Raw genomic sequence first — 10,507 nt, 5'->3', positions numbered from 1 at the left:
GCCGGACGGGTTCTCGTCGGCGGCGACGATCTCGAGGGCCGAGTCGTCGGAGTCGACGGTGAGCGTGCGGCTCTGCAGGTCGAAGGCCCGATGGTCGGGGTCGGTATCGTCCCCGGCGGACGCGCCGCAGGCGCTGAGACCGGCGACGAGCACCACGACGGCACCGGCGACGGCGCCCGCGCGGGCGGAGACGGTCCGGGTGGTGCCGGTGGTAGTGCCGGTAGTGCGGGTAGTGCTGCGGGTGGTGCGGGCCATGACGATCTCCCCCTGGGCGGACGACTCGCGCTTCCGAGCGCGCTACGACCGTATGGATCCAGGACCCGCCGGGGGATCCGGACGGCTCCCGGAACGACAGTGGGGTTAACCCCCGGGCCGACCCACGGATCGGGTTTGCGGGACCGTGCCCCGGGCAATGTAGGCTGTCGACTCGTCCTGGGCGCGCGGCCCGGGAGCCGGGTGCGTAGCTCAGGGGTAGAGCGCCTGCCTTACAAGCAGGATGTCGGCGGTTCGAAACCGTCCGCGCCCACGGTACTGAGTAGTAGGTCAGAGGCCTCTCAGGTAACTCCCTGAGGGGCCTCTCCTGTGATCGAACGGGACCGGCCTCTGATCACCAGCTGATGGTCTGCCCCTCCGGCGTGACGGTGACGGTGAACCCCTCCAGCGTCGGTGCGCCGGCCGCGCACCAGCGGCCGAACTGCTCCTCCACGTGGTCCCACAGCGCCTCCGGACCGTCCTGCCGGACAACCCACCGGCCGCCGTCCTGATACACCGCAGTCCACGAGCCGGTCTCGACGTCGACGAGGACGTCCTCGCTCCGTCCGTCCCGCTGGATCGTCAGCCGTTGGGCGCCCGGCACGGCGAGCTGCGCGACGAACCGAGAGGTCCAGTTGTTCAGCACGTCGGCCCCGGTGCCGGTCTCGCGTTCCTTGCCCTCGTTGAAGTCGGGGAGCAGGCCGACCGGCGGCGCCTGATGCGGCCGCGCGAGCATGAAGGACACGGCCCCGCCCAGCAGTGGGCCGGACGCCGTACCGTCCTTGTGTACCGTCAGGCGCGCGAGCTCCGAGGAGCCGAGCCATCCGCAGATCGTCGCCAGGATCAGGCCGCCGGTCCGGGTCTGCTGGACCAGGCGGGAGGCACCGCGCGCACGCCGCATGTCGCGATGACCCTGTCGTACGGCGCTCCAGCACCGTGGCCGACGAGTCCGTCGCCGGTGACGAGGTTGGGGAATGTACCGAGGTGGCCAAGGGCTGCCCGCGCCCGCGACGCTACGCGCGAGTCGTACTCGATCGAGGTGACGTTCCCGGCGCCGAGCCGCGCGCACAGCACGGCGGTCGAGTAGCCGGTGCCGGTCCCGATCTCCAGGACCTTGTGCCCGTCGTCGACCTTGAGGTCCTCCAGCATGCGCAGCACGAGCGACGGCTGCGTGCTGGAGCTGGTCGGCTCGCGCATGATCTGGCCGTGGATGTCTTCCGGCACGATCGTGCCGGCGATCTGGGTCACCAGCGACTCGTCTGCGTAGCAGCCCTCCAGCCAGCCCGCGTCATCCACTCGTACGGGCTCCCACGCGGTGAAGTCCGTCCCGACGGCCCGCCGGAAGAACCCGCCGCGCAGGAATTCGTGCCGGGGGACGGCTGCGGCGGCGCGCTTCCACGGCTCGGTGCGCAGGCTGCCACTGGTGGTCATCCTGTTGATGAGCTGCTGGTGCAGGAGGAGACGCCGTCGACGCGGTACAGCGGGTTGTGCAGCGGCTTGTAGATGACCGAGCCGTGCGCCTTGATGAACTCCCGGGCGGCGTCGGGGCTGGATGTGATGAGGGTCGGCGGAACCAGGAAGCCCGCGTCGGCGGCCGTGGTCAGTCCGGCCGGTTTGAACTCGGCGTCGCCGATGCGGTGCGGGTGATTGACGTAGAGACACCTGGGCAGCGAGGCGACGACTCCGCCGAGTCCGTACCGGGCCTGGGTGACGGCGAACCGGGCGTCCTGCTCGTCGAGGTGCGGGAAGGCGAATCCGGTCGGCCGTCGGTAGTACAGGGCCCTGATGTTGGTGAGGTCCGCGCTGCGGGAGGGGGTGAGGAGACGGCCGCGTAGGCCGTGTTCGGTGATCTCTGCCTCCACCGACAGTGATGCGGGGAAGTCCCCCGAGTCGAGCCGCACGACCGGGACGTCCCTACCGCGTCCTCGCCCACCTCGCCGAAGACGAACCCGGCGGTGTCGTGCCCGACACCGCACCTGGCGTACTCCTGGACGGCGACGACATCGGACGATGGCGTCAGCGGCAGAAACAGCCGGCCACCTGGAAACTGCTGTCAGAGGAGCAGGAACGGCTGTCCGAGCTGGGCGTGAAGCCCGCCCAGGCGCGGCCTCCGGCCCCTGCCGCCACGCGGGCGACGAACGAGCAAGGCACAGCAGACCTTCCAGCGCGGCCTTGCCGCCCTCCCCCTCTCCCAGCCTTTCGACCTGCCGGTACGAGGTTCAGGAACAGGCACTGACCCCCGCCATCACCTGGCCCACCGCACACCCAGAGCAGCGAGCGCGTCGGCTGCTCCTGGGTGAGTTTGGGGACAGGGCGGCATCGTGAAGGGCGCTTCGGGGCCCGAGGTCGTTCCCTGTTGGCGCACCGTGGAAAGTGAACGCTCAGTCAGTTGCGGGCTGGGAGAGGAGGCTTGTACCGCACCAGTTCTGCTGGTTGAGATGGTCGAGCATGGCCGTTTCCGCCGCACCCGGATTGCGCCGCACGCCGACGAGGACGGGCTCGGTCAGGGAGGGCAGCAGTGGGCAGGCCAGTTCTTCGAAGCCTTCGGGGATGGCCGAGGCCGGGACCACAGTGACGCCCAGGCCCTGCGCCACGAGCCGCACCGCGGTGGAGATCTGTGACGCCCGGGCCACCGTGTGCGGGCTGAGGCCCGCGTCGGCGAGCAGGCGGGCGAGGTAGTCGTCGAGCAGGCTGGCGCGCCGGAACCGGATCCACCCCTCTGACGCCAGGTCTTCCAGGCGCAAGGCGGCGCCGTCCGAGAGAAGCGGGTGCCCCTTCGGCAGGACGGCGACGTAGGCTTCCTCGCCCAGCCGGTGGGTGTCGAAGGTGCACCCGGCGGGGATGCGGTGCACGAGGACCATGTCGAGGGTTCCCTGGCGGACCAGTCGTTCCATGTCCGTGGGATCGGGCTCCTCGTGGAGAGTCACCTGCAGCTTCGGGTGGCGATTGCGCAGTTGCCCCAATACGTGGGGCAACTGGCGTGCTCCCAGGCCCATGTGGACAGCCATGATGAGTTCACCTGCCAGTTCCCCGTCGGCTGCGCGTGCGGCCGTGATGGCCCGCCGGGATGCGGTCGTCGCGATCTCCGCCTGCGCGAGGAAGGCCCGCCCTGCCACCGTCACCGTCACCCCGCTGGGGGTGCGGGTGAACAGCTGCACCCCGAGGTGCTTCTCCAAGGCGCCGATCTGCTGCGACAGAGAAGGCTGAGTGACCCGCAGACGTTCTGCTGCCGCTGTCATCGAGCCCTCCTCGGCGACCGCCAAGGCGTATTCGTACTGGCGCAGGTTCATTCGAGATCCAACCTTCGACGTGACATAGGAGATGCCAATGCAGAGTATACGTTGCCACTATTTGCCTCTATGTCAGGCCGGTCCTACCGTGGTGCACGTCCAGCCCGGCCACCAGGGCCGGAAAGCTGCCGCCCGACCTCGGCGCGCGCCGTCAGACATCTTTTCTTTTCGAGGAGCACACAATGGATTTCGAGGGCAAGAGCGTCCTGGTTACGGGTGCGGGGTCGCGAGGAGGTATCGGCGCCGCGACGGCGCACGCGTTCGCACGCGACGGAGCGTCGGTGGTGATCACCGGCCGCAACGCTGAGCGCGGGGCCGAGGTGGTGGACGACATCACCGCCGGCGGAGGAAAGGCCCGGTTCATCCTCGCTGATCTGAGTGATCTCGCCGACGTCGAGCAGTTGGCGAAGGAGGCGGGTGAGGTCGACGTGCTGGTCAACAACGCGGCAAGCTACAGGGCCAGCATCAAGCCGACCCTCGAGCAGGACGTCGAAGCGAACGCGGAGTCATGGGACACCAACGTGCGCGCCACCTTCGTCCTCAGCACACGACTCGTCCGGGGGATGATCGAGCGGGGCGGCGGCAACATCATCAACATCAGCAGTATCGCCGCCGCGATCGCCATGCCGCAGATGGCGACGTACGGAGCGCAGAAGGCGGCCATCGAGTCCTTCACCCGTAGTTGGGCCGCGGAGTGGGGCCGGTACGGCATACGCGTCAACGCGGTGGCCCCTGGGAACGTGAACACCGATAACGTGGTGGACTTCATCGGCGCCGACCAGTTCACGACCTGGTCCGAGATCAACCCGCTCAAGCGCAACGCCACGCCCGAGGAACTCGCCGAGGTCATCGCGTTCGTGGCGAGCGAGCGCGCGAGCTTCGTCACCGGCCAGGTGATCGTGGCCGACGGCGGTCGCCTCGCCGTCTGAACGACCCGGCGACCACCGCCACCGCGATGGTCTCCGGCCTCCCGTCCGTGTGCGGCCGGAGACCGAACCGGGTCACGACGCCGACCACCAGCCGGGCCGATGACACAACCGCCCCAGCCTTTCCGGGCGTGGCCCGCATCCCGAGTGCCTGTTTGTGAGCCGGGCATTGCGGATTGCCCGATGGAGCCGTCGTGGTGGTGTGACAGTGAGGCCGGTTCGAGGGCCTATCTCCCGGTGAGACTGCTGGCCGTCACTCCGAGACGATCAGTCGCGTTGAGCCTCGCGGGAGGCCGGCTGTCCGCTCCTGCGGGAGGTTCGGCGGGTGATTCGCCTGGTGTCCACGACCAGGTGCCGCTTGCGGTCATTGATTTCCTTGCCGGCGTCGTACCCGTAACAGGTCCGCCAGGGCGGGAAGTCCTCGGGCAGGGCCCTCCACTTGTATCCGGTATCCACGAGATAAAGGAGAACGTCGATGTCCCGTGAGAAGAGGATCCCTGGGCCGGACCACCCCATCGACATTGTCGAGAACTCCAGTCTGATCCGGGTGGTCACTCGGGACGGCGGGAAGGTCGTCGCCGAGACGACCTCTGCGGTCACGCTGACCGAGGCCGGCTATCCGGCCGTTCATTACATCCCGCTGGCCGATGTCGACCAGGCACTTCTGGAGCGGACGGACTCCCACACCTACTGCCCGTACAAGGGCGAGGCGTCCTACTACAGCCTCACCACTGCCGAAAAGAAGATCCCGGACGCGGTGTGGTTCTACGAGGAGCCGTTCGAGGCCGTGGGGGCGATCGCCGGCCGCGTCGCCTTCTACCCCGAGCACGTTGAGATCACCTCCGAGGCCGTCTTCAACTGACGGCCCCGCGCGGGGGTGGAGCGGTTTCCCCCTCGACACGCCGCTCCACCCCCGCACCCAGCCCGACACCCGCCTGACCCGCACCAGATGGTGCGAGAGGGGGACAGAAATGACCGAACTGACCCTGGAGGAGGCGGAAGCGTATGTGTTCGGCGTGTGTTTCAAGACCGGCCTCCCTGAGCGGATTGGTGTGGAGACGGAGTGGCTGGTCCAGGACCGCCACAACCCTGGGCTGCTGATATCCGTCGACCGGCTGGACGCCGCACTCGCGCCGGTCGAGGTGACAGGCGCCCTGCCCGGGGGCAGCAGGCTCACCCGTGAGCCGGGCGGCCAGCTGGAGCTGAGTTCCCCGCCGGCCCTCTCGCTCGGCGCGTGCGTCGAGATGATGGCCGCGGATCTCGCCGTACTGCGCACGGCACTCGAGCAGGCCGATCTGGCACTCGTCGGTCGGGGCCTCGATCCCTATCGTGAACCGCCTCGCGTGCTCGACCACCCCCGCTACCGGGCCATGGAGAGCTTCTTCGACCGCGAGGGCCCCTGGGGCCGCGACATGATGCGCCGCACCGCATCCGTACAGATCAACCTGGACTCCGGCGAGGACTCCCGCGGCGTCGGCGGCTACCGCTCCCGCTGGGAACTCGCCCACCGTATCGGTCCCGTGCTCGTCGCCGCCTTCGCCAACTCCCCGATACAGGACGGGTGGCCCACCGGGTGGCTGTCCAGCCGGCAGGACGTCTGGTCCCGGATGGATGCCGGTCGTACCCGCCCGCCCCGCTACCACTGCGACCCCCGTGTGGCCTGGACCCGCTATGCGCTCGACGCGCAGGTGATGTGCGTACCGGGCGACCCCGACGGGGACTGGTCCGCACCCTCTGGATTGACCTTCCGCGCCTGGCTGCGGGGCGTACCCGAGCTGAGGCCGCCGACCCTGGCCGACCTGGACTACCACCTCAGCACTCTGTTCCCGCCGGTCAGACCGCGCGGCTGGCTGGAGTTGCGGATGACCGACGCGCAGAACGGCGACGACTGGGTCGTGCCGACGGTGCTGGCCGCGACGCTCCTGAACGACACGGTGGCGGCCGATGCCGCCTACGCGGCAACCGAGCCACTCTGCCCGGACTCACAGCGGCCCCGAAAAGCTGCGGGACGGCAGCCGCGTCCCGCAGGCACACAAGTCCTGCGACGCCAGCCGTAAAAAGCAGGATGAGGAAAAGCAATGTGTCCGGTGCTCACAGTCTCGACTCAAGGAGAAAGTATGCGTCTCGCGAATAAGGTAGCCCTCGTCACTGGCGGGAGCGCGGGCCTTGGCCTGGCGATTGCCCAGAGATTCGGAAGCGAAGGCGCCCACGTCTACATCACGGGGCGACGGAAGGAGGCGCTCGAAGCCGCGAAGGCTTCCATTGAGGGACATGTCACGGCGGTCACCGCGGACGCTACAGTGCCGGGTGATCTCGACAATGTGGTCGAGGCTGTCCGTCAGGAGAGCGGGCACCTCGATGTGATCGTAGCGAACGCCGGAAGCATTGAGCGGATGAACTTCGGGGACGTGACCGAGGAACACTTCGACCGAACATTCGACCTCAATGCCCGCGGCACACTGTTCACCGTCCAGAAGGCGCTGCCGCTTCTACGAACGGGCGGCTCGATCATTTTGCTGGGCTCGATCACGGCATTCAAGGGAGATCCCGGGGCAGGGGCTTACAGCGCGGCGAAGGCCGCCGTGCGCTCCTACGCGCGCACGTGGGCGGCAGAGTTCGGCGACCGGGGTCTTCGGGTCAACGTGCTGAGTCCGGGACCGATCGACACATTCATCATCGATGGACAGGCCGAGTACTTCGGTCAAGATCCAGTAACTCTCCGAGCCCACATGAGTACCCTTGTCCCGATGGGCCGCCTCGGGCTTCCCGAGGAGATCGCCAATGGTGCGCTGTTTCTCGCCTCGGACGAAAGCAGTTTCATGACAGGTGCAGAACTCTGCATCGACGGCGGAATGGCTCAGGTATAGCCCGCTTCGGCCGGATCGGAACTGGGCATGAGCTTGTCCTACCGTTTTGGCGCGGGATCACTCCGCTCATTCGCAGGATCGGTGAGTTCGAGAACTCCGGGTACGGCAGTTAGTACTCCAGCAGCGCTTCGTGTCTTGAGCTGGCTTTTGCCGTTGTCCTGGTATGGAGGGGATGACTGAAGTCCCCTGACTGGGCTGGTGAGTTGGAATCGGTGTTCGCTCGGGTGGCGGGCCGGTTCGCTCGGGCGGATCTGCGGTGGCGGATGCGGGACTATGTCCGTGGTCTGCTGGGACAGACGACACGCAAAAACGGCTGACAGCTCGCGGAGTGGGCGGGTCACCGCACTCCGGACGGCTTTCAGCGGTTGCTCAACAGCAGTGTCTGGGACGCGGACGCCTTGCGTGATGACGTCCGTGATTATGTCGCCGAACGGCTCGGACCTGGCGGTGTGCTGATCATCGACGACACCGGGTTCATCAAGAAGGGCACCACCTCGGCCGGGGTCGGCCGGCAGTACACCGGTACTTCCGGAAAGATCGACAACTGCCAGATCGGGGTGTTCGCCGCCTACGCCACCAGTTCGGGCCGGGCCCTGGTGGACCGCGAGCTCTACCTGCCCAAAGCCTGGACCTCCGACCGGCAGCGGTGTCGGGCGGCGAAGATCCCCGACGAGCGGGGCTTTGCGACCAAGGGCGAACTGGCCCGGGACATCGTGCGTCGCTGCCTCACGGCCGGCCTGCCCGCCAGGTGGGTCACCGCGGATGAGGCCTACGGGCAGGACTGGCACTTTCGTCGCCTGCTCGAGCAACTCGACGTCGGCTATGTGGTGGCGGTGCCCAAGTCCCAGCAGATCAAGTCCCTGGCCGGTATCTGGCTCATCGACGAAGCACCCGACGATGCCGCGGCTGTCCTGCGGCGACGGGGCCAAGGGGCACGGGTCTGTGACTGGGCCGCGGCCAAGCTGCCGCCAACTTGATCTTCGATCCCGATCCGCCAACCCATCACCGCTGGGTCATGGCCCGCCGCAGCCTCTCCGACCCCGGCGAGATCGCCTACTACCTCGCCTACGCACCCGTCGGCGTCGAGATCGCCGAACTGGTCCGGGTGGCCGGCAGCCGGTGGGCGATCGAGGAGTGCTTCCAGACTGCGAAGAACGAATGCGGCCTGGACGAGTACGAGGTCCGCCGCTACATCGGCTGGTATCGGCACATCACCCTGTCCATGCTCGCCCACGCCGTCCTGACTGCACTCGCCGCCCAGACTGACAGCGCCGCAAGGGGGGCTGCAGAAACGGATCAGCCCTCGTCCCGCTCACCGTGGCAGAGATCCGGCGGCTCCTGGACGCGCTCCTGCCCCGTCCACGAGCCGACCGCGATCCCGTCGCCCATGCACTGAAATGGTCGGCCTGGAGAAGACCACCAAGCCGTCGCCCACCGCTGCCACTACCAAAAACGCAGCTCAAGACACGAAGCGCTGCTGGAGTACTAAGAGGCCCCGTCCGTCTCCCCCGGCGGAGCCTCGTGCGCGTGTTTGAGTTCCGAGCGGGCCGCCACCCGCTCGGGGCCGGAGAGTTCGGACCAGTAGCGGTGCGTGCTGATGAACACCGCGAGTTCGTGTTCCCGCCGCCGGAGCTTCTCCACCTCGGCCTGTTCGTCGGCGGTCCAGCCGGGGGAGGCGGGGCGCTCCACCTTGCGCCAGCCGTTGTCGTCGCTGAAGCCGTCCAGTGGTTCGACCGACCAGGGGAGCCGCTTCAGCAGGGCCGACAGTTCGGCCCGGACCTGATGGAGTTCCTCCTGACCGGCGAGGAGGTCACTCGGAAAGTCATAGGTCGTTGCCACGGCCCAATGATACGCCTGTTCGATTTAGCCAGGCGAGTTTCTTCCCGTGGTTCATGCGGCGTGCCGCTACGGATGTGCCCCGGCGGACAGCTCGCCCACCACCCGGGCCGTCACCGGGGCCGGTACGCCGTGCCGCTCGGCCGCGCGGAGCAACGCGCCGCCGATGGGGTCCAGTTCGAGCGGCCGGCCCGCCTCGGCGTCGCGCTGCATAGAGGACTTCATCGGTGGTGGGAAGGCGTCGTAGCCGGCGAGGGCCCGCGCCGGGTCCGACGGTCCGCCGCACGCGCGGCTGATCGCGGCCGCCTCCTCGACCAGTGCCGTCAGTTCGTCGCGGTGACGGGTGCGGACGTCTCCGAGAGGGACGCCGTAGCGGGTGGTCAGCAGGGCCATGGGGGCCAGGAACGACATCTTCGCCCACAGGGTCGCCGTCTCGTCGTCCTGGACCCGGGTGGCCGGGCCGGCGGCCGCGAGAGTCTCGGCGAGGGTGTCGAGGCGGGTCCGGGGCACCGCCGTGCCGGTCAGGTCGATCTCCGCGAAGGGGCTGCCGTGTTCGATGACGCCCGGGGCGACACGGGTCGACTCGACGCGGATGACGGCGGGGGCGACGCGGTCGGGGCGGTAGCGGGCGCGCAGGGTCGCGGGGTGTTCGACGCCGTTCAGGAACGGCACGAGGAGTCCGTCGGCCAGTGCGGGTGCCGGGACGCGCTCCAGGGCGGCGTCGAGGGCGGTGTGTTTGACGGCCACCAGGCACGCGTCGACAGGTTCGCGCAGGTGCGTGTCCGCCTCGACCCGGGTCGTGAAGTCGCCGAAGTGCGCGCTGCGGACCCGGATGCCGTCCGTGCGCAGGGTACGGGCCGTTTCCTCGCCGGACAGGCAGATCACCCGGTGGCCGGCGCGGGAGAGCAGGGCGGCGAGCAGACCGCCCACGCCGCCGGGGCCCAGGACGGCCACGGTGAGTTCGTTCCCCATGTCGGTTCCTCTCGTCGGTCGGCCCCACGGTGGTGGCCGCCTCGCGGAGATCATGGCAGCCGACGCTGTCGTACGGGGGCCGAAAGGGCGAGACTGGGGGCATGTGCCGGAGTATCAAGACCCTGCGTCCGCCCGCCCTGCCCGAAGAGGCCACGGAAGCGGACATTCGGGCTGCCGCGTTGCAGTACGTGCGGAAGGTGTCGGGTTTCCGCGCCCCCGCCGCTCACAACCAGGAGGTGTTCGACCGCGCCGTGGAGGCCGTCGCACAGGCCACGGCCGAGTTGCTGGACGGGCTGGAGATCCGCGGCGCCCGGGCTCAGCAGGCAAGCTAGCGTGCGCCCTGGCCCACGAGGGCCCACGAGCC

The 10,507-nt window shown here is 68.6% G+C and carries 11 protein-coding genes, 1 tRNA gene and 3 pseudogenes; 7 read left to right on the top strand and 8 right to left on the bottom strand.

The window, feature by feature from the left end:
• Nucleotides 1-255: pseudogene (locus tag CCL05_RS44170) on the bottom strand (DUF4097 family beta strand repeat-containing protein); the annotation flags it as partial.
• Between the two features lie 199 nt (nucleotides 256-454).
• On the opposite strand from CCL05_RS44170, the gene CCL05_RS29070 reads away from it, so the two are divergent.
• Nucleotides 455-526 (top strand) — tRNA-Val (locus CCL05_RS29070).
• 81 nt (nucleotides 527-607) lie between these two features.
• Here the strand turns inward: CCL05_RS29070 and CCL05_RS46475 are convergent.
• From CCL05_RS46475 to CCL05_RS29050, 4 genes and pseudogenes are all read right to left on the bottom strand, one after another.
• On the bottom strand, nucleotides 608-1,153 hold the full coding sequence (locus tag CCL05_RS46475; protein WP_244204450.1) for a methyltransferase domain-containing protein: 546 nt from the start codon (nucleotides 1,151-1,153) through the stop codon (nucleotides 608-610).
• Entirely contained in the window at nucleotides 1,096-1,683 is a 588-nt protein-coding gene (locus tag CCL05_RS46470) for an rRNA adenine N-6-methyltransferase family protein (RefSeq protein ID WP_244204449.1), read from the bottom strand. Before CCL05_RS46470 ends, CCL05_RS46475 begins: the two co-directional genes overlap by 58 nt.
• Nucleotides 1,684-1,706: 23 nt before the next feature.
• Nucleotides 1,707-2,228 (bottom strand): annotated as a pseudogene (locus tag CCL05_RS29060) (MvdC/MvdD family ATP grasp protein); the annotation flags it as partial.
• Between the two features lie 405 nt (nucleotides 2,229-2,633).
• Nucleotides 2,634-3,542 (bottom strand): LysR family transcriptional regulator, encoded by a 909-nt coding sequence (locus tag CCL05_RS29050; RefSeq protein WP_086563591.1) that lies wholly within the window; start codon nucleotides 3,540-3,542, stop codon nucleotides 2,634-2,636.
• Nucleotides 3,543-3,724: 182 nt separating this feature from the next.
• On the opposite strand from CCL05_RS29050, the gene CCL05_RS29045 reads away from it, so the two are divergent.
• Nucleotides 3,725-4,471 carry an SDR family NAD(P)-dependent oxidoreductase gene (locus tag CCL05_RS29045; protein WP_086563590.1) on the top strand — a complete coding sequence of 249 codons (747 nt, stop codon included), beginning with the start codon at nucleotides 3,725-3,727 and terminating at the stop codon, nucleotides 4,469-4,471.
• Nucleotides 4,472-4,735: 264 nt separating this feature from the next.
• Here CCL05_RS29045 and CCL05_RS29040 read toward each other — a convergent pair whose 3' ends face one another.
• The gene (locus CCL05_RS29040; RefSeq protein WP_158102508.1) at nucleotides 4,736-4,924 is read right to left on the bottom strand and encodes a hypothetical protein; all 189 of its coding nucleotides are present in this window, start codon (nucleotides 4,922-4,924) and stop codon (nucleotides 4,736-4,738) included.
• 19 nt (nucleotides 4,925-4,943) lie between these two features.
• Between CCL05_RS29040 and CCL05_RS29035 the strand changes: the two genes are divergently transcribed.
• From CCL05_RS29035 to CCL05_RS29020, 4 genes and pseudogenes are all read left to right on the top strand, one after another.
• The gene (locus CCL05_RS29035) at nucleotides 4,944-5,330 is read left to right on the top strand and encodes a DUF427 domain-containing protein (protein WP_086563587.1); all 387 of its coding nucleotides are present in this window, start codon (nucleotides 4,944-4,946) and stop codon (nucleotides 5,328-5,330) included.
• Between the two features lie 109 nt (nucleotides 5,331-5,439).
• Nucleotides 5,440-6,525, top strand: a complete 1,086-nt coding sequence (gene egtA / locus CCL05_RS29030; protein ID WP_086563586.1) for an ergothioneine biosynthesis glutamate--cysteine ligase EgtA — start codon at nucleotides 5,440-5,442, stop codon at nucleotides 6,523-6,525.
• Between the two features lie 60 nt (nucleotides 6,526-6,585).
• The gene (locus tag CCL05_RS29025; protein WP_086563584.1) at nucleotides 6,586-7,335 is read left to right on the top strand and encodes an SDR family NAD(P)-dependent oxidoreductase; all 750 of its coding nucleotides are present in this window, start codon (nucleotides 6,586-6,588) and stop codon (nucleotides 7,333-7,335) included.
• A gap of 176 nt (nucleotides 7,336-7,511) precedes the next feature.
• Nucleotides 7,512-8,731 (top strand): annotated as a pseudogene (locus CCL05_RS29020) (IS701 family transposase).
• 89 nt (nucleotides 8,732-8,820) lie between these two features.
• On the opposite strand, the gene CCL05_RS29015 reads toward CCL05_RS29020, so the two are convergent.
• Both CCL05_RS29015 and CCL05_RS29010 read right to left on the bottom strand, forming a co-directional pair.
• Nucleotides 8,821-9,174, bottom strand: a complete 354-nt coding sequence (locus CCL05_RS29015; protein ID WP_086563583.1) for a hypothetical protein — start codon at nucleotides 9,172-9,174, stop codon at nucleotides 8,821-8,823.
• Between the two features lie 66 nt (nucleotides 9,175-9,240).
• Nucleotides 9,241-10,143, bottom strand: coding sequence for a ketopantoate reductase family protein (locus CCL05_RS29010; RefSeq protein ID WP_086563581.1), 903 nt, complete (start codon nucleotides 10,141-10,143; stop codon nucleotides 9,241-9,243).
• Nucleotides 10,144-10,244: 101 nt separating this feature from the next.
• Here CCL05_RS29010 and CCL05_RS29005 point away from each other — a divergent pair, with 101 nt between their 5' ends.
• Entirely contained in the window at nucleotides 10,245-10,475 is a 231-nt protein-coding gene (locus tag CCL05_RS29005; protein WP_086563579.1) for a DUF2277 domain-containing protein, read from the top strand.
• Nucleotides 10,476-10,507: the final 32 nt, after the last annotated feature.

The organism is Streptomyces africanus, assembly GCF_002150735.1.
Lineage (GTDB): Bacteria > Actinomycetota > Actinomycetes > Streptomycetales > Streptomycetaceae > Streptomyces > Streptomyces africanus.
This window is presented reverse-complemented; position numbering and strand designations above follow the sequence as displayed.

Bases quoted from the DNA above. Each gene is read 5' to 3' on its own strand.
- CCL05_RS46475 (WP_244204450.1), bottom strand. From the start codon at position 1,153: ATGCGGCGTGCGCGCGGTGCCTCCCGCCTGGTCCAGCAGACCCGGACC.
- CCL05_RS46470 (WP_244204449.1), bottom strand. From the start codon at position 1,683: ATGACCACCAGTGGCAGCCTGCGCACCGAGCCGTGGAAGCGCGCCGCC.
- CCL05_RS29050 (WP_086563591.1), bottom strand. From the start codon at position 3,542: ATGAACCTGCGCCAGTACGAATACGCCTTGGCGGTCGCCGAGGAGGGC.
- CCL05_RS29045 (WP_086563590.1), top strand. From the start codon at position 3,725: ATGGATTTCGAGGGCAAGAGCGTCCTGGTTACGGGTGCGGGGTCGCGA.
- CCL05_RS29035 (WP_086563587.1), top strand. From the start codon at position 4,944: ATGTCCCGTGAGAAGAGGATCCCTGGGCCGGACCACCCCATCGACATT.
- egtA (WP_086563586.1), top strand. From the start codon at position 5,440: ATGACCGAACTGACCCTGGAGGAGGCGGAAGCGTATGTGTTCGGCGTG.
- CCL05_RS29025 (WP_086563584.1), top strand. From the start codon at position 6,586: ATGCGTCTCGCGAATAAGGTAGCCCTCGTCACTGGCGGGAGCGCGGGC.
- CCL05_RS29010 (WP_086563581.1), bottom strand. From the start codon at position 10,143: ATGGGGAACGAACTCACCGTGGCCGTCCTGGGCCCCGGCGGCGTGGGC.
- CCL05_RS29005 (WP_086563579.1), top strand. From the start codon at position 10,245: ATGTGCCGGAGTATCAAGACCCTGCGTCCGCCCGCCCTGCCCGAAGAG.